This is a genomic window from Paenibacillus sp. 1781tsa1, assembly GCF_024159265.1.
Classification (GTDB): domain Bacteria; phylum Bacillota; class Bacilli; order Paenibacillales; family Paenibacillaceae; genus Paenibacillus.
Genome location: NZ_JAMYWY010000001.1, coordinates 3,636,239 through 3,653,633, shown reverse-complemented (window position 1 = coordinate 3,653,633; position 17,395 = coordinate 3,636,239). Strand labels below are relative to the sequence as shown.

Sequence of the window (17,395 nt, the reverse complement as noted above, 5' to 3'; positions counted from 1 at the left end):
CGCTTACATGGGGGGGGATATCTTTATTCTAGCGAATAGGTTAATTTGCTGAAAAGGTACAATTGTTTTTGTGATATCCCAATTTTTTGGGTTTTAATTCAATCTGCCCTCTGCCGCATCATCTGTCGGTACTCTGTGGGTTGGATCTGCATCACATGTCGGAACGCGCGTGTAAAGCTTTTGTAGCTCTCATATCCAACCATAGCAGCAACCTCAACAATTTTATGATCCGTTTCGGCGAGAAGCCGCCGCGCTTTATCCAGACGCACATCTCGTAGGTATTCAGCAAAACCTTTACCCATATTCTTCTTGAACAGATTTGAAAAATAAGCATAATTAAGCGATACATGATTGGATACCATCGCAAGGTCCAGTGGTTTATGGTAACTCTCGTGTATATAACGAATGGCTTCATTGAGATCGTGCGAATGGCGATAGCTGCACTTATAGTCATAATAGAACTGATTCAGCCGAAGCAGCTGCTGTTGCAGTGCTTGTATATAATCACGCATCCCTTGATAATCAAAGAGATTACGCAATGATTCAAGGTCCAGCACTTCTTCCCCCATATAAGGGCGAATAACTCGTTCGTATTCCTCCATCATCTGAACGGTGGCAGCGCAGAGCTGTTGGGTATAGCGAATAGGATAGCGTTGCAGCACCTTTTTGTGAAATATTGTAGAAATACCCTGAGTAATTATTCCACTGTTATCTGTTCCGACTGACTGGAAGAGTTCATATAGGTCTTCATAGGGAAGTTGCCACTGCTGCTCCATATGCTCAATATGTGCCGGAAAGATACTGTACTGATCAGGAAACAGGTAACTGTGGCGATAGAGCTCAAGCACTTGGTTATAGCTGTCTGGTAGTTCTTTTAACCCCTGAATCGGGTTAGTCATGGCCGTTATGGCATCGATCTTTCCTTCCTTGAGTGCTGCAGGAAAAACACCTGGATCTATGGACGCATCCACCGCAAGGATCAGGTATGGGCGATGTTGCAGGCAAATACAACCTTGTCTGCCAAACACACGATAAGCAATGGATTCCATACTATGGGTGCTGCTGGCTCCGGGCTGGTTAATGCCAACTTCTTCCCTCAGCAGGGCTAGGCGATAATTACGCCATAACGCATCATTTTGTTCCTCAATCTGAAGAATCCATGCGTCATCACTTAACGCTCCTTGCATAAACATTCTTAATTCTTTACGATCGGTCTCTTGGGCGAGACGGGATACATGCTGCATATTATGTGTAAGTGCCTGCCGTGTCTGGATCTCTTGCCATACATGCTCCAGGGAATTTTGCAGATCCTCTCGCTTCAAAGGTTTTAGCAAGTAGCCCTTTGCCCCAAGCCCGATCGCTTTTTGGGCATATGTAAAATCACTATAACCGCTGATAATGAGGTATTCCACATCCATATATTCCTCTTTGCTTTGAGCCATGAGTGCCAACCCATCCATATCCGGCATCCTAATATCGGTAATAACGATGTGAATGCAATGCTGCCGCAATAGGCACAGCGCCTCCATCCCGCTCGCGGCACAATATATGTTGTTCAGTTCCAGAGGAAATTGATGCAGCATGGCCTGCAGGCCGTCACGAATGTGTTTTTGATCGTCCACAATCAGGATATTAATCATGCTCTACCACCCTCCAAGATTACCATTTTCCCAAGGCAAGCGTATCGTTACACAGGTATATGCACCTTGCACACTATCAATCCAAAGACCGCAATTCTTGCCATAATGAAGCTGCAACCGCTTATTCACGTTTTCCAAACCAAGCCCGCTCCTGCTAGTAACCATCGGCGTATCCGATTCGCTTCGCAGTACTGCCTGAAGACGGTGTAACATCTCAGGCTCTAACCCCTCTCCGTCATCTCTTATGTTAATGAACAGCAGACTGTCATTCTCCACAGAAAAGGTAATCTCTATAGATACCCTGCCACCTGAAGGTGCCCCGTGATGAACGGCATTTTCAACGATGGGCTGCATACACATCTTGGGAATGGCGTAGCGAAGGATCTCCTGAGGAAGATCTGCCGTCATAACGATACTGCCGCCTTCCATAAAGTTGATAAATTCAATATAACTTTGGATATTGGCAAGTTCCTCACGAAAAGCAACGGTATCGTTACGCCACTGCATGCTGTAGCGTAGCTGGGAGCCCAATGACACCAATGAATTGGCTATTGTAGGCTGCCGCTGTACCTCTGCCACCATCCGGATCGATTCCAGAGCGTTATATAAAAAGTGGGAGTTAATCTGCGAATGCAGGGAGTGTAACTGTGCGTTTTTGGCAATTAACTGCTTATCCACGACCTGTGTCATTAGACGTTTGACTTCATGTAACATTTTATTGTAATTCACCGCCACCTCATCGATTTCATCTCCTCTTTCGTTCTCATCCAGGCCTGTATCAATCATTGCATCCAGCTCGCCTTTCCGTACCTGACGCATTGAAACGAGTACGCTGTCCAATCGCCGGAAAATACGCCGCGTCGTTTGGGATACGAGTAGCATAATTAGCAGCAATACACATAATGTAATCGTTACCACAAATGCATACCAACTGCGCGGTCCCTTCATCAATGCCTGATGGGAAGCAATATCGACCACATAAGTGTTCAACGGAGCGATGTATCGATACAATACATAGTAACTCTGATCTCCCACCCTGACCTGAAGCGGGCTTTCCTGCGGCGATATATCCAGCTGCCGATGAATACTGCCAAGGATCTCCTTCAGCCCCAGCCCGTACTTTTCCGAAAACTCATGCTGGGGATTGTAAACATACTGGGGAGGATCACTTGCGTTCATCAATACCGAAAAGAAGTCCCCCTTGTTCTCCTGTAGCAGGTCGCTGAAAAACATGCTGTGGGGAACTCGCACTTCCATAATACTAGGGCGTTTTTTTTCTTGCCCTTGAAGGCGAACCAGACGATAGTAGGATAAGGTGTGCTCACCATCCCTAAAAGAAAATAAGCGGTAAGCCGCACCACCTTCATCCCGAAGCTTTACCCAATAATCCTGCGGCGAAAATTTCTTGTAATGATAGATTTCAGGCCAGATTTCATATAAGTTTGGGTTATCGACGTAAAAGCTAAGCTCACTGATCATCGCATTGCTTTGAATGATATTGAGCATTTGCTCATACTGGTTTTGCTTGAACTTTACCAGACGCAGTCCATCCACAACCATATTGGAATGAATAAAATCCACAAATGACTTTTGAGTGAGGGCTGTGTTGGAAGCGTTCTCAATCATGTCCATTCTTCTGCGCAATTGTTCATTCAGCCATGAAACGTGACTGTTGCCTGTTGCCATAGCGTCCTTATATAACTGGTTTTCTTGCATACGGATATACACAAAGGATATCAAAATAACAGGTATGGCAATCATCAGGCTAAATGCCAGAAAGAGCTTTTGGGATATACGGGCATTGCGATAAAGCTTCTTCAATCTCGTTAGCAGGTATTTCATTCTGATGTATTCACCACCTTTGTTATACCATATATTACTAGTTAGCTGAAAGGTAACCATGTATTAGGGAATGGTTATCTGGCTATCTTGGCTTTCCGCAGTTCCAGTTCAGCCTGGCGATATTCCATCACCTGGTTAAAGCCGTAGTTCACACGACGTATCAGAAAGTTTTCGAAAATTTTGTCAAAGGCAGCTTCATCCTTCGCTGTAATCAGTTCTGGAAGCACCTCTTCCCAATTCTGAGAAATACGTGACCAGGCTAACGCTATATCGGAATCCCCTACAGGATCGAGTCCTCTATAGATGCCGCTGTCCAGATCGGCGTGTTGGTTAGCGAACGCCTCCATTTGCTTAATGGACGGAGTATGTTCTGGTCTCCACGGGTTAACGAAAGCAGGGTTTCGCAGCATCCAGTAGGTATCCATAATGCCATATTCCTTTTCCAGCCGCTCCCGATCCGTGTCATGCAACTGGACCATTGCCGCCGTCAACCGGGGTTTGCCATTCTCCATCGTCCAGGTTTCACCTTCTTTGCCCAAAAATAAATCCCTTTGGCCTTCTTCGCTGGCCAGATAGGTCAAAAATCGGATGGCTCGTTCAGGGTTTTTCGTGGATCTGCTAATCATCGTAACCATCCAGCCATCCATGCTGCCGGGGAACAGTTTGGCGGATTCTCCCCTGCTGCTCCGGGGTCCATCTACAGCAATATAGTATGAACTCTGATTCGTAAGGACTTCCAATTTTGAATTGAGGTCCGATATGTCTGTCCATTCCCGAATCATCATAAAGTATTGGGCATGATTGGTTTTTTCCTGCACCTGTGCACTGGAGTCGACCAGAAAATCAACATTAATCAGGCCCTGCTCGTAAGCGGTACGAAATGTTTTCAGCCACTCGATATAATCGGGATCTGTCATTCGGTCGTATACTTTACCGTTCTCCTCATGGGGGATTGCAAGGAGATTTTGCAAATAATCGGTCATCCCATAGGATGCATTCCCCTGTGCCCAAAATGGACTGATGAGCTGACCTTTATAAACCGAATATTGATTCTTCAGCAAGTGCAGTGCATCTAGAAAACCTTTCGGTGTGCTAAGGTCCGGTTTGCCCATCGATTCATACAGATCTTTGCGTACGAGAAAGGTTTGGTTCGCTCCCGTCAAGCCGGTTGAACGGATCTGTTCGGGACTGTACGCATCATTGGGAATGACATAGGTATGACCGTCCTCCTGCCGATACCACTGTAGAGCACCATCACCTGCTACATTGTAAAAGTAAGGATCATACTGGTTGGCGAGCTCATCCAGGGCATAGATGAGATTACTCTCTCGAAGTTTTTTAACCGCACTCTCCCAGGAGCCGATGGTTATCAAATCCGGCAGACTACCGGTCGTCAACATCCGTGATAACATCTCGCTTGGTTCACCGGTTGATACTTCAAATTCGATATTGACCCCTGTTTTTTGGGTGACATATTTGGAAGTCAGGCTTTCACCCCAAGTGTGCCCGTACCATTCGGCCCCAACGAACCACGTTAGATTCACGGGTGTGGTATCCAGCTTCCATGACGGTTCTTCCAGATTCAGAGTGAGGCTCTGCATCTCTTCTGTGAAGTCAGCCTTTATCGAAGCACCCTTATCTTCCGATTGCTCTGACTCGGAACAAGCAGCCAAGCCTGACATCAGACACATCATCAACAAGGCTAAAATAAAAGAACTTCGAAACATGAACACCTAAGTGCCTCCTTTCTATATTGGTCATCCTTAATCCCATCTGCACCAGCATTCATACGAGTGGTGGTACAATCGATTTTACTACCCTTGGATTAAAATGGAAATGATTTCATGGTTGATTCTCTGATGATCCGCAACATTCCCCCTAACGAAACATAACTTGTAATAAATCAATGGAAGGGAGACCAATTCGTGTATTTAATCTGGATAATCATTGTCGGTGGGCTAATTGGCTGGTTAAGCGGAAATCTGATTGGACGGGATGTGCCGGGAGGCGTACTCGGAAATATCATTGCTGGTTTTGTTGGATCATGGTTAGGGTATGAACTGTTGGGACCGAGGGGGCCGGTAGTGGGTGGATTTCATATCATACCCGCGATCGTCGGGTCGATCATTGCTCTCTTAATTTTCTATGCTCTGGCACGCGGTGGAGCGTTCCGAAGACGTTAACAGGCGGAGACGTAAACCTGTTGTATATTGGAAAATCCTGATCAGAGATGCTGCGACATCAGCGACTTTCATCAAAAAGGCCCGAACCGATAATCTTAGAATGATTAACGATTCGGGCCAGTGTTCTTACATATCATAATCTTTAATTATAACCACAGCAAACTCCTTTCTATACCAGTCAAAATCAATAATAATCCTTCCATCGTTATAGCTGACTTGAAAAATATCTTCTTGATCCAAGAATTCCGTTCCTGAAGAGAATCATATGCGCTGCATATAGTCGGATTTTCTGGAAAAGATCCAGACAGCAATCGGCATCACACAAGCTACCAATATACCCGACTCACCCGTCCATAGGAAGTCATTACCTCCTTTTGTTAAATGGTCAAATGAATCTTGAATAATGGCATTCCAAGAAGCGTGAAGCAGAATTGCGGGCCAAATGCTGCCTGTACTCAATCGAAGGTGACTAATTATGAAGTTAAAAGAACTGATGGTAATAAGGAACAGTACAATGGACAAGGCGAGTGACGGTCCCGAATAATAGTTCCCTAGCAGAATGGCAGGAATATGCCATGTTCCCCAGATTAAACCGCTTGTTAGAATGGGTTTAGGCACTCTCGCTTTGATGAGTCTGGTGAGCATGTATCCCCTCCATCCCAACTCTTCTCCCGCACTGCTGATTACACCGATGGCCGTACCTACGAACATTTGGTAGATAACCGATAGGACAAGGCTGACAATGAAGACATCGCCTGACTTCACATAGTCCACCAACCCCGTAACCCAGGCGAATCCGTAAGCACACAAACCAATGACAACCGGTAATAACAACACAAATGGGATGGTCTTTAAGGTTCGCTTTCCTCCGATTCGCAGTGAAATATCCGAAAAACCTTCATGCAGTACTATACGAGCAAATATGGAGGATAGGCCAGGTGCCCACATGAGCAGCAGACCAAACATGGGTGATACATTTAACGCCAAAACATAGCTGATAACCGTTAATGGAATCAGCATAGCGAAAAAAACGAATAATCCTTTCCTTGATGATTGAATCGTGCTTCCGTCTTCGGAGTTCTTTTTTCTGTCTTTTATCATAGATGTACTCAATTCATTCCACTCCTTATTATGTATTCCGATTAGGAGTATAACAGTGTGGGAGAATTCGCGAAACAAACCTGAGCCTAGCACTCAATCGAGACTTTAGGCTAGTTAGAATAAGACTGGGGACGGATATATGGTCACTGATAAAAAGATCTGAACTAAACGTATGTGTATCTATTCGGCAAATGGGAGTGCACGACAACGTAGGTTAATATCCCCCTTTTGCTCTCCCTAAAAAGCTAGTAAATAGCTCGGTTGAGTCATTCCGCTTAAAGTGAAATTTAACAAAGGCAGCCGATTACTTTAATCGGCTGCCTTCTTATTTTCGTTAAACTATTGTTTCCCGTGAGTTTAATGAACTGTTTTCCTAATTAAAACCCACCTCTAGAATGGATGATTTGTCCGGTGATCCATTGGGAATCGTCGCTTGCCAGAAAAGCAATCAGACGGGATACATCTTCAGGAAGACCGATCCTGCCCATCGGAAATCCCGGTAGCAAGGCTTTTTTCACTTCTTCTGACATCCAACCCGTATCGGTAGGACCGGGATCAACCGCATTCACAGTAATGTGAAAAGGAGCTAGTTCAGCAGACAGACATTCGGTAAAGGTGGAGACGGCGCCTTTCGTTGCTGCATAAGCGAGATTGCCAGGCATCGGCCCCTTACCCTGACCGGACGTAAGGTTGATGATCCGGCCGCCGTTAAGGGCCTGACGGCCGGCCAGTTCAACCTCCAGCATACGCGCAAATTCGGCCGATAGCATGAACGTACCTCGAATGTTCATGGCGCAGTGCGCATCGATCAGTGATGCAGTCAATTGACGGAAATCAGCTGATACGCTGTACGTAGCGTTGTTGACGAGAATGGTCGGCAGCCCGACAGCCGAACGGCACGCATCAAGCACTCGCGCTGGAGAAGTGGGATCGGTAAGATCGACCTCCATATGTGCTGCCTTAATGCCATAGGAGCGAAGTTCTTCAGCGAAGAGATCCGGCCAGTTCTTGTCGGCATCTCCCGGATTCTCTATCTTATCGTAATCGTACAGATGAGTATAGAACACATTAGCGCCTTCGTGTGCCAACGCGCGGCAGACGGCAGTTCCGATCCCTCCAAGGCGGCTTGTACCTGTCACGATAGCGGTTTTTCCATGTAGTTTGGTCATTTTATTTCCTCCGTTTAATAAGGGAGGGAGAAATCCATTTTTCATTGGAGATGGAATTATCCTAGGTATAACAAAAACGGATACATCAAGTATCCGCGCCCGGGTTTGATCAAACGGTTCCTCGCGTCCCTTGAATGATTGCAGATCGGCATCACAAACGAGGCGTGTGGTAATAACCAAAACACCAAGTCGAGCGATCCAGTTTAGATCATCATTACAAGGAAGTCCACATTGTCCAGCGAGTCCCCTTTCCTACATCTCCAGTTCAAATATTACGAGTTAGACCCAATTACTGTCAAGATAAATACAGGTTAGGTGCCAAATATCGCAATTCTTATTGAACTAACCTGCCCGTTCGCTTAATGGAACAGATCAAATATTCTAGTCGATATGATTACTATGTTCCCATTCTTTTCAACAATGGAATTAAGTTCTTGCCTTCAGAAAGTAAATTGTGCTCTTAGCTCGCTACATAAGTTCTGTCATGATAATATTTGATTATTGTTGGATGTGACTCCATCCGCTTACATCACATTGTCCATAATCATTATCACCTACAGTCACTAACGTACCATCAGATTTCAGTCCAATTGTATGGGCACAGCCCGCCGAAACAGCTCTAATGTCGTGCCAGCCCCTTACATCGCATTGTTGATGTTTATTGGAACCCACAGCAACCATCGTACCGTCAGACTTAAGACCAACGGTATGATAACTCCCTGCTGTAACTGCGACAATATCGCGCCAACCGCTTACGTCGCATTCCCCTTCATTATTTCTACCCGTAGCCACTACCGTGCCATCCGATCTAAGCCCAACAGTATGAAGATATCCGGCCGAAACAGCCAATATGTCTTCCCAGTCGTTTACGCTACATTGGTTATATTTATTGTTACCAACTGCTGTAACCGTTCCGTCTATTTTTAGACCGAGTGTATGCCAGTCACCCGTCGTGACCGATACAATATCATGCCAGCTGCTCACGTTGCATTCCCCTTCATTATTTCGCCCCACCGCAACCACGGTGCCATCTGATTTAACCCCAACAGTCCGGCACCAACCTGCCGAAACAGTTATTATATCGCGCCATTCGCTTACATTGCATTGATCATGCTTATTCCAACCTGTAGCTATTACAGTACCATCAGATTTCAGACCGACGGTATGAGCATTACCGGTGTTCGTAGCCATATGAACGTTACCAGCACCAACGGCTACGATACGGGACCAATCGCTTACATCACATTGACCGTATTTATTATCACCCACGGCTATTACTGTTCCGTCAGATTTAAGAGCAACGGTATGACGACGACCTGCCGCTATGGTACAGTTACGGAACCGTTTCGTCTCAAACACCGCTTCCTTCCGTGAATTGTAGTCCATATCTTTCCTCCCCTCCACAAATTAAAATCCTCCGTTGTTCAACGGTAAGTCATAACGTTTAGCGTTCATATCTTTCACAGAAAACAATCTCAAGAGTCACCAACATATTACTCTTATTCAACGTTGTATTGTAATACTCCTGGCTGTCAAGATAACGGAACCATGCCGTGCTAATCCAGATATGTTGATACCACTCCTACGAAGTATACATTCTTGTTTTAGTCGCGATAATATGGATAAATGTGTCTATCTATATGTATCTACCTTGTGATTTATCTCATTTTATATGGTGTAATATGCCAATTTAAAAATTTGAGACAAAAAATACCGACCCTTCAATTTCAAAGGTCGGTTTACCCAAATCGGGAGAAGAAAACAATGGTTATAGCTGTATTATATCCACCCTATGCCGTTATATACCGTATTCTGCTCTAACCCTATGTTTATCTTGGCATATCAGTAATATCAACGCTCATATGTTCAGTAAGCATCAAGGTCACATCCACTTTCACTTTGCTCCACAATAATGTCATTTTGTGAAGGTAACCTCTTACCGAATAATTTACTGTTAAACTCAGCTCGGATCTCTCCTCTTCAATGATTTTTATATGATGTTCCTTTAAACTTTGTTTTGATTTGTACATCTCTAAAGCAATTTTCTTTTGGGTACCGTCCAGGTAATCAATATACACCGATTTCATCTTAAAGTTTGAAGCGTATATTTTATGTTTATCTACCTCCAGAGCACCTAAAAGATACGGCATCTCTACAAGCCTCTTCACAAGTGCAAGTTCCTCAGAAGTTTGTCTCACCGTACACACCTCCTCCTTCTTCAAACTTTACAGTGACCAATTGATCAAAATCGACCCATTCAAATCCATTATCCATTTCAATTTTTATTTTTTTTCCAAAGGCACTGACTGAAGTGACGATCCCGTGTATATACCGATTGCCTGACTCATTAAACACTTCAAAGGTGGCTTGCAATGTATAGTTGAGGGACATATCTATATGTTGAGCAATAATTTCCCACTCATCTTCATGAATCAGTGGTTTCGCTTGAACATGAATTTGAGTACGATGCTGTATAATTCGTTCTTTATGTTGTGGAAGCATCATGCGGCTCGATTCCCATAATCCATTGGCCTCCAGTTTTTTGCTCATTTGTAATGCCCCCCAATTTTAGATGCTCTATCGATCGCTTGACCCGCAGCTGTTATGGAGCTCGCTCGAAGAATGGCAATGTCGCCATATCGATCCTTAATGTTGTCCATCACCTGATCAATGGCTCGTTTTTGCTCTTGATCATCAAAGAAAGATAGTTGATATGTATCCGCGTTGGATAATTGAGACAGGGATACGCCTACACGGCGCACAGGTTGCCCATCCCAATGTTGATGGAATATGCGTTTGGCTATCTTGCACACATCAACGGTTATGTTTGTAGGATCAGACAGTTTAACCTGCCTGTGAAAACCAGTGGGGTGATCAAAATCTGCTCCCGATACACTCACAGATATGACACTACCCATCAGCCCCTTTTTACGGGCTCTTCTGCACACTTCTGTACAGATATCGAGAATAACCACTTCGATCTCCCATGCTTCTGTGAAATCTCTAGGCAGGGTCATTCCGTTTCCGATATCCTTTTGTGTATTGTGTGTGTTGACGGTTACCGGCGAATTGTCGAGTCCATTGGCGACTCTCCAGATGACTTCTCCATTAACACCCCACTTGCTTCTTAATTTAGAAAGAGGCGTATTCGCCAGGTCTTTAATGGTTCGGATGCCCATCTTCCACAGATGTTTTTCCATTCTTGAGCCAATTCCCCACATATCGCGGATAGGCTTATCTCCAATGTGAAGATGCAACTCTTCTTTCTTTAAGTGAAAAATGCCACCCTCCGCTTTTTTAGCAATCATATCGCAGCACAATTTACTGATAATTTTGTTTTCACCAATGCCTGCTCTGGCGTAGACCCCTGTTTCATTATAGATTTTGTCTTGAATTTGTTTGGCCAAATCGATTGGATCATTACCAAATAGATGCATAGACCCTGTAAAATCAGCGAATAATTCGTCTATACTGTATGGCTCAACCAGATCGGTGAATTCCTCAATAATGGACATGATTTGGGTGGATACTTCGATGTATTCTTGCATGTGAGGTCTGACAATGATCAGTTCAGGGCACTTCTGAAGAGACTGCCAGAGTGGTTCTGCGGTAGATACCCCCTTAGCTTTAGCTAATGGACAAGCGGCAAGAATAATGCCAGAACGTCTTGCTGGATCGCCTGCAACGGCGAGAGGTCTATTTTTGTATTGGGGCATTTTTGCCTTTTCGACTGAAGCATAAAAGCTCTGCATATCAATGAGCATGATGGTTCGCTGCTTAGTCCACACTGAAATCACTCCTGTACATTTAAGAACGTATGTTTGTATATATTATAAACCGAACATGTGTTCTTTATGCAAGAGGTAAATATTTATATTTAGCATAGGACCAAGTGAAGGATTCAAATCATACGAAGTCACACCAACAAAAAAAGTCGCTAATTTAGCGACTTCAACGGAATTATTCTTATCATTTATGAAATTTCCACTGAACCAGTCGTTCCTGATCTTGTTCCCGGTATGACACAATATCCATCTCAATCTCTCCAGTCTCTCCAGTCTCTCTTTAGTTAACTTGGATCACTGTTTCTTGCTTAGCTTTTCAATAGCCAGTTCTTCCTCTGTTACGAAGAATATATCGTTCCCCTTGTTGCTTTCATAGATAAAATCTCGAAGGCTTTTGCTGGTATAACCGGAAAAATCACCAATGATCGCAATTTTGGTCTGGTAATTAATGAACTTTTGCAACACTTCACCTGCCAGGCGTGTTTTCAGATCAAAAAACACTTCACTAACAGCAGATTTGTTAACTATAATACGGTGACATTCGGCCTCATATCGAACCGTAGCCATAAGGTCGATAGCGGATTGAACATCGGTAATTAATTTTTCATCACTCGTAACGTAAGCAATAGATACTCCATTTTCGTTTATTTTTCTGATATTCATGTCTTCTTTTCCCTCATTCCTTATATTGAAGAACCCAATATCTTGATCCAGGCTCACCTTCTTCTACGACAGCCTTCCAGCCTTGCTTTTTATAAAATGTGAGTGCTTTATAATTATCAGAGACACATTTTAATGTGACTGGCGTTCCCAATTCGGCCACGGATTGCTGGAGTAACTGCTTTCCCACCCCTTTGCCAGCAGCACTCGGGTGCACAAACAAATTATGAATAAAGCGGTCAGGTACATATAGTGACGCAAATCCAAGTACTTGATCGTTTTCCTCTGCCAAAAGAATCTGTTCTTCCGATGTATCCCGGTCAAAATCGTCTAGTCTCATCTCATTGGCATTGGCCCAGTGAAAGCTCTCCCGCCGGGAATCCAAATAAATATGTCTCAATTGTGGATAGTCTGCAATACGGGCTTCTCTAATGATCATCCGATCAATCCCCCATTCCTCTGTTTCATCAATGTCGTTGTTACCTGGAACCGACCTTTACCATTTGTTTGGCCTGCACACGACCTGCCTGTAACAAGTCATCACTGAACTTCGCATCACTAACTGCCCGTGCTAATGCAACGGTACCTACCATACTGCTTACCAACGCATAACCATCAGCGGTATTCATCCCAGCCATAGTTGTAATAAACGCGATAAAACGTTGCAACTCCTGCGTGTAAGCTTGTCGAATATCCTCCGATAATTGGGATATCTCACCCGATAAAGCTGGTAAGATACAACCGACTTCTGTCTGATCTCGATGCAGGGAGCTTAAATAAAAATCAATGACGGCTTCAATCGACGTCTGATCTTCCTCTTTGTTTTTGTCTGCAATTCTCTGCAGCATTTCAATGGTGTCACTAATGGCGAAATGACAGGTCTCCATCACAAGCTGATCTTTATTTTCAAAATGGGAGTAAAATCCCCCATGTGTTAGTCCAGCACCTTTCATAATATGTGGAAGACTAATATTCCGCACGCCGTGGGTTCGAAATGCTTTGGCCGCGCTGGTAATAATATGGTTCCGAACTTTGAGTTTGTGCCCTTTCGGATAAGGCATCCTGCTTCCTCCCCCTTGTAAAGGTCAGTATTTAATGTTTTTTAAAATATTATAGTTATCATATTATTTAATGTCAATTCATACTATCAGCACCTTCAGCAACGGGAGAGCGACTACAAATGGAGTATTGACTCCTTTTAAATATGATGACTATAATATATTACGATCATCATATTTTAAATTTGGAGGTACCAATCATGAATTCATTAGAAGTCGTAGATACGCTGGTCATTGGATCAGGGCCTGGCGGTTATGTGGCTGCTTTACGTTCGTCACAACTAGGCATGAAAACAGCCATTGTAGAGCGCCAACAGATCGGAGGTGTCTGTACGCATGTAGGCTGTATTCCTTCCAAAGCGCTTATTGCTGAAGCGGAGCGTCTTCATTTACGCAGACAATGGGGGGCTGTTGACGGAGCTTCTTCTTTTCAGGAGGCTCAGGTGTTTAAGCAAGCTGTGGTGGATAAGCAGTCTGGAGGGGTTCGGTTTTTGCTTAAAACGGCGGGTGTGACTGTTATCGAAGGAGAAGCAAGCTTGATTGATGCGAATACCGCTGAAATATATCACGCTGAACAGAATGTGCGTCGAATAGGCTTTAAGCATCTCATCCTGGCAACCGGTTCCCGTCCGATTGAAATAAGCTCTCTTCCTTACGGCGGACGGATTCTCTCTTCCACTGAGGCGCTATCGCTGCCCGACATTCCGGAGCGTCTCGTTGTGGTTGGCGGCGGTTATATTGGCGTGGAACTGGGTCAGATGTTTGCGAGATTTGGAACCAACGTTACGATGCTCGAGGGGGGTGAACAGATTTTGCCCGGATTCGAAGCAGAGCTTGTTGCACCTGTCGTTCGTCAACTGAAAAAGGACGGGATAACCATCTTAACCGAAGCTAAGGTTACAGGGGCAGACCAATATACGAGTCACATCGATCTCCACTATATGCGTCAGAATGAACACCATGTTGTTCAAGCTGACTATGCATTAATTACGGTGGGCAGGAAACCGAACACAGATGGAACTTTGGGTCTTGAACATATAGGTCTGTCCCCTACTCCACAAGGCTTGATCGAGATTGACATACAGTGTAGAACATCCATCCCGCATATCTATGCCATTGGAGATATTGTTCAAGGCCCTGCTTTGGCTCATAAAGCTTCTTATGAAGCAAAAATTGCAGCAGAAGCTATCGCGGGCAAACCCTCTGTCATCGATTACAAAGCTATTCCGCTCGTTGTGTTTTCTCACCCGGAGATTGCGAGCGTTGGTCTTAGCGAAACGGCGTGTAAGCAAAAATCAATTCCTGTTGTCGTTGGCAAATCTGTATTCTCTATTAATGGCCGTGCACTGGCTCTGAAGGAAACCGAAGGATTTGTCAAAATTGTCGCTCACGCTGCTTCTGGCCTTGTATTAGGTGCACAGATTGTCGGGGCTGAAGCTTCTACGCTAATCTCCGAGTTGTCCCTTGCGATTGAGATGGGAGCAACGGTAGAAGATATAACCATGACCATTCATCCGCATCCAACGCTAGGCGAAATCATCATGGAGGCCGCAGAACAAGCCCATCAGAGAATGGAACAAAGGAAACCGGATGTCGTTTGATTACGCTTGGAAAATTGTGTGTTAACCCACTCTTATCATAATAGAGAGTAATAAGATTAGGGAGAGATCATCTTGAAGTCTAAATGGAGATTATATATCGTCATAACTTTGATCATTATTTTGGCAGGCGGTTTGTTGATCGCGAAAGGTACAGACGCCGTGAGTCAGGCTGAAAGTAAAAAGCAGGGAATATTGAATACTGAACCTAACACTGAAGGATTTTATGTTGATCTTTATATTCCGGAATCGCAGATTAACCAGATTCAAGCAGATCAAAAGGTGAACGTTCGTTTTCCATATCTGGAGAATCTTCTTGTAAAGGAAGGTGTGGTTACGTCGATATCCCCCTCTCCTCAATTCGCCAATCTGCGCATGACGCGGGAAAAGGGCCAAGCAGATCTAAGTATGTTTCTGATCCGGATTTCTATTCCAACCAGTACAGATTTGCTTCCGGGGATGACTGCGGAGGTGCAGCTTGATGAAATCACTGGCTGATGAATGGAAGCACATACGCGGGAGTAAGTGGATCGTTATTATTTTTGCTGCCCCTCTAATTGCCGCTGTATTTTTCGGGCTTATGTTCTCCCAAAATCAGTTGAGCGAAACACCGGTAGTGGTTGTGGATGAGGATCACTCTTCGTATTCAAGGCAACTCATTGAAGAATTCAATGCTTCTCAATATATGAAAGTCACGAATGTGTTTCCCAATCGCCTCTCTCCGGATACGCTGCTGGCGAACGAGAAGGCAGTGGCAGTCATTTTCTTGCCGGACGGATTAGAGCAACGTAAAGACAAGGGACTGCCCTCAAGTATCGGGATATGGATGGACAATACGATGCCTTCTAGCCTTAGTGGTATCCGGCCTGCAATTCAAGAAATAATAACAACCGAAAATATGACGCTTGCTGTATCACGTCTTGCTCAAACCGGCATGGACATCGAATCAGCAAAAGCTCTGGTGTCCCCGCTATCTCAAGTGCAGCGCATGTTATATAATCCAAATTCAAGTTATATCGGTACCATGGTGATTGGATTTGTAAATATCATCATACTGATGCTCACGACGGGTGCGGCTGGCGCGATCGTTCCCCGCCTTCGGCAAGAGGGTAAACTTTTGTCAGCTGGGACTTCTCCCTTCAAGCTATGGATTCGGGCCTTGCCTTATGTGATATTAAGCACCTGCTCTTCCCTGCTCAGTTATGGGATGTTAAAACAAGTGGGACATATGCGATTCGAAGCGGCGCCGTATATCTTTATCGTTCCTTTATTGCTGTATTCGATGGCATTATGTTTGCTCGCAATGTTGCTTGGTTATTCTGTTCAAAACGTATCTAGAGTTGGTGCCAGAATGAGCTTGATCCTATATCCATCATTTCTAGTAACAGGTATTCAACTGACGCCGCTTGCATTTCCAACATTTTTTCAAGTTACGGCATGGGCTCTGCCTATGAATTGGCTCAATCGTATGATTCGTGGAATGGCCTTTAGACACGGTGAGTTGACTTTTTATAGTGTAGAGTTAGGAGCTTGTATACTGATTATCGGTTTGGCTTCATTAGGTATAGGATTATTCCTGCGAAGAGAATCACAGGTGCCAACGCCAACACTTGAAGCAAAAGCAGTTTAAGAATGGACAATCGCCGTAAGCCTGTGAGAATAATAGGCTGCGGCGATTTATGTTAGAATCAAAACCAGAGATATGAAGCCGCCACCACCTGCAAGCGAACATTACACAGAAAAAGTGAGGTTTATGATATGAAGAACTCAAACGAAGTATATTGCGTGACTGAGCGTCTTGTTATTCGCAAGTTCAATTTGCAGGATGTACATTCTTTCTATCAATACCGGGCTAATCCAGATGTTTCCCGTTTTCAATCTTGGGAAAATTATACGCTCCAAGAAGCTGAAGCATTTATCAGCAAACAAATAGTACATTCCCCTAACCAGCCCGGGACCTGGTTCCAATACGCAATTGCTCTAACGGAGTCGGATCAGTTAATCGGCGATTGTGCCATTCATACACGTGCAGATGAACCTCAAATTGTTGAGCTCGGATTCACTCTTGCACCTGAGTTTCAAGGCAAAGGATACATGAATGAGGCACTTTGTGCCCTGATGGACTATGTATTTGGCGCTCTAAATAAACATAAGATGATCGCTTTTGCCGATGTAAGAAACACAAAATCGATTCAAGTGTTAGAGCGATTGGGCATGAGACGTGAAGGACACCTGCTTGAAAATTACATGTCCAAAGGCTTCTGGATAGATGAGTTTCAATATGCAATGCTGCAATCGGAGTGGTTGAACAAACAACAATAAAGCTAGAGATGATCGTTCTTTTTCTACAGGAGGAAAT

17 protein-coding genes are annotated in these 17,395 nt (G+C 44.3%); 5 read left to right on the top strand and 12 right to left on the bottom strand.

Annotation, left to right across the window (positions count from 1 at the left end):
* Positions 1-98: 98 nt before the first annotated feature.
* The 3 genes from NKT06_RS16115 to NKT06_RS16105 all read right to left on the bottom strand — a co-directional run bounded on the left by NKT06_RS16115 (position 99) and on the right by NKT06_RS16105 (position 5,209).
* The gene (locus NKT06_RS16115; protein WP_253436392.1) at positions 99-1,640 is read right to left on the bottom strand and encodes a response regulator; all 1,542 of its coding nucleotides are present in this window, start codon (positions 1,638-1,640) and stop codon (positions 99-101) included.
* A 3-nt stretch (positions 1,641-1,643) separates the two neighbouring features.
* Complete coding sequence (locus tag NKT06_RS16110) at positions 1,644-3,482, bottom strand: sensor histidine kinase (protein ID WP_253436388.1); 1,839 nt, start codon at positions 3,480-3,482, stop codon at positions 1,644-1,646.
* 74 nt (positions 3,483-3,556) lie between these two features.
* A complete protein-coding gene (locus NKT06_RS16105; RefSeq protein WP_253436385.1) occupies positions 3,557-5,209 on the bottom strand; it encodes an extracellular solute-binding protein in 1,653 nt (550 codons plus the stop codon).
* A 198-nt stretch (positions 5,210-5,407) separates the two neighbouring features.
* Here NKT06_RS16105 and NKT06_RS16100 point away from each other — a divergent pair, with 198 nt between their 5' ends.
* The gene (locus NKT06_RS16100; protein ID WP_105598914.1) at positions 5,408-5,665 is read left to right on the top strand and encodes a GlsB/YeaQ/YmgE family stress response membrane protein; all 258 of its coding nucleotides are present in this window, start codon (positions 5,408-5,410) and stop codon (positions 5,663-5,665) included.
* A gap of 261 nt (positions 5,666-5,926) precedes the next feature.
* On the opposite strand, the gene NKT06_RS16095 is transcribed toward NKT06_RS16100, so the two are convergent.
* From NKT06_RS16095 to NKT06_RS16055, 9 genes are all read right to left on the bottom strand, one after another.
* Entirely contained in the window at positions 5,927-6,778 is an 852-nt protein-coding gene (locus tag NKT06_RS16095; RefSeq protein WP_253436381.1) for a type II CAAX endopeptidase family protein, read from the bottom strand.
* 365 nt (positions 6,779-7,143) lie between these two features.
* A complete protein-coding gene (locus tag NKT06_RS16090) occupies positions 7,144-7,935 on the bottom strand; it encodes an SDR family oxidoreductase (RefSeq protein WP_253436378.1) in 792 nt (263 codons plus the stop codon).
* Between the two features lie 498 nt (positions 7,936-8,433).
* Positions 8,434-9,321 carry an RCC1 domain-containing protein gene (locus NKT06_RS16085; protein WP_253436375.1) on the bottom strand — a complete coding sequence of 296 codons (888 nt, stop codon included), beginning with the start codon at positions 9,319-9,321 and terminating at the stop codon, positions 8,434-8,436.
* Positions 9,322-9,764: 443 nt separating this feature from the next.
* Positions 9,765-10,133, bottom strand: coding sequence for a YhjD family protein (locus tag NKT06_RS16080; RefSeq protein ID WP_253436372.1), 369 nt, complete (start codon positions 10,131-10,133; stop codon positions 9,765-9,767).
* Positions 10,117-10,485, bottom strand: coding sequence for a YolD-like family protein (locus NKT06_RS16075; protein WP_253436369.1), 369 nt, complete (start codon positions 10,483-10,485; stop codon positions 10,117-10,119). The genes NKT06_RS16080 and NKT06_RS16075 overlap by 17 nt, the downstream gene beginning before the upstream one ends.
* Positions 10,482-11,699: a DNA polymerase IV gene (locus NKT06_RS16070; protein WP_253442607.1), complete on the bottom strand. Its 1,218-nt coding sequence runs from the start codon at positions 11,697-11,699 to the stop codon at positions 10,482-10,484. Before NKT06_RS16070 ends, NKT06_RS16075 begins: the two co-directional genes overlap by 4 nt.
* A gap of 315 nt (positions 11,700-12,014) precedes the next feature.
* On the bottom strand, positions 12,015-12,383 hold the full coding sequence (locus tag NKT06_RS16065) for a DUF4180 domain-containing protein (RefSeq protein WP_253436366.1): 369 nt from the start codon (positions 12,381-12,383) through the stop codon (positions 12,015-12,017).
* A 13-nt stretch (positions 12,384-12,396) separates the two neighbouring features.
* Entirely contained in the window at positions 12,397-12,819 is a 423-nt protein-coding gene (locus tag NKT06_RS16060; protein WP_253436363.1) for a GNAT family N-acetyltransferase, read from the bottom strand.
* 40 nt (positions 12,820-12,859) lie between these two features.
* Positions 12,860-13,441: a TetR/AcrR family transcriptional regulator gene (locus NKT06_RS16055; protein ID WP_253436360.1), complete on the bottom strand. Its 582-nt coding sequence runs from the start codon at positions 13,439-13,441 to the stop codon at positions 12,860-12,862.
* Positions 13,442-13,638: 197 nt separating this feature from the next.
* Here NKT06_RS16055 and lpdA point away from each other — a divergent pair, with 197 nt between their 5' ends.
* The 4 genes from lpdA to NKT06_RS16035 all read left to right on the top strand — a co-directional run bounded on the left by lpdA (position 13,639) and on the right by NKT06_RS16035 (position 17,358).
* Complete coding sequence (lpdA, locus tag NKT06_RS16050; protein ID WP_253436355.1) at positions 13,639-15,039, top strand: dihydrolipoyl dehydrogenase; 1,401 nt, start codon at positions 13,639-13,641, stop codon at positions 15,037-15,039.
* Positions 15,040-15,111: 72 nt separating this feature from the next.
* Positions 15,112-15,534, top strand: a complete 423-nt coding sequence (locus NKT06_RS16045; protein WP_253436352.1) for an HlyD family secretion protein — start codon at positions 15,112-15,114, stop codon at positions 15,532-15,534.
* Positions 15,518-16,666: an ABC transporter permease gene (locus tag NKT06_RS16040; RefSeq protein WP_253436349.1), complete on the top strand. Its 1,149-nt coding sequence runs from the start codon at positions 15,518-15,520 to the stop codon at positions 16,664-16,666. Before NKT06_RS16045 ends, NKT06_RS16040 begins: the two co-directional genes overlap by 17 nt.
* 128 nt (positions 16,667-16,794) lie before the next feature.
* Positions 16,795-17,358 carry a GNAT family N-acetyltransferase gene (locus NKT06_RS16035; RefSeq protein ID WP_253436346.1) on the top strand — a complete coding sequence of 188 codons (564 nt, stop codon included), beginning with the start codon at positions 16,795-16,797 and terminating at the stop codon, positions 17,356-17,358.
* Positions 17,359-17,395: the final 37 nt, after the last annotated feature.

Coding starts and splice junctions, on each gene's coding strand:
- NKT06_RS16115 (WP_253436392.1), bottom strand. CDS start 1,640: ATGATTAATATCCTGATTGTGGACGATCAAAAACACATTCGTGACGGC.
- NKT06_RS16110 (WP_253436388.1), bottom strand. CDS start 3,482: ATGAAATACCTGCTAACGAGATTGAAGAAGCTTTATCGCAATGCCCGT.
- NKT06_RS16105 (WP_253436385.1), bottom strand. CDS start 5,209: ATGTTTCGAAGTTCTTTTATTTTAGCCTTGTTGATGATGTGTCTGATG.
- NKT06_RS16090 (WP_253436378.1), bottom strand. CDS start 7,935: ATGACCAAACTACATGGAAAAACCGCTATCGTGACAGGTACAAGCCGC.
- NKT06_RS16085 (WP_253436375.1), bottom strand. CDS start 9,321: ATGGACTACAATTCACGGAAGGAAGCGGTGTTTGAGACGAAACGGTTC.
- NKT06_RS16075 (WP_253436369.1), bottom strand. CDS start 10,485: ATGAGCAAAAAACTGGAGGCCAATGGATTATGGGAATCGAGCCGCATG.
- NKT06_RS16070 (WP_253442607.1), bottom strand. CDS start 11,699: ATGCTCATTGATATGCAGAGCTTTTATGCTTCAGTCGAAAAGGCAAAA.
- NKT06_RS16065 (WP_253436366.1), bottom strand. CDS start 12,383: ATGAATATCAGAAAAATAAACGAAAATGGAGTATCTATTGCTTACGTT.
- NKT06_RS16060 (WP_253436363.1), bottom strand. CDS start 12,819: ATGATCATTAGAGAAGCCCGTATTGCAGACTATCCACAATTGAGACAT.
- NKT06_RS16055 (WP_253436360.1), bottom strand. CDS start 13,441: ATGCCTTATCCGAAAGGGCACAAACTCAAAGTTCGGAACCATATTATT.
- lpdA (WP_253436355.1), top strand. CDS start 13,639: ATGAATTCATTAGAAGTCGTAGATACGCTGGTCATTGGATCAGGGCCT.
- NKT06_RS16040 (WP_253436349.1), top strand. CDS start 15,518: ATGAAATCACTGGCTGATGAATGGAAGCACATACGCGGGAGTAAGTGG.
- NKT06_RS16035 (WP_253436346.1), top strand. CDS start 16,795: ATGAAGAACTCAAACGAAGTATATTGCGTGACTGAGCGTCTTGTTATT.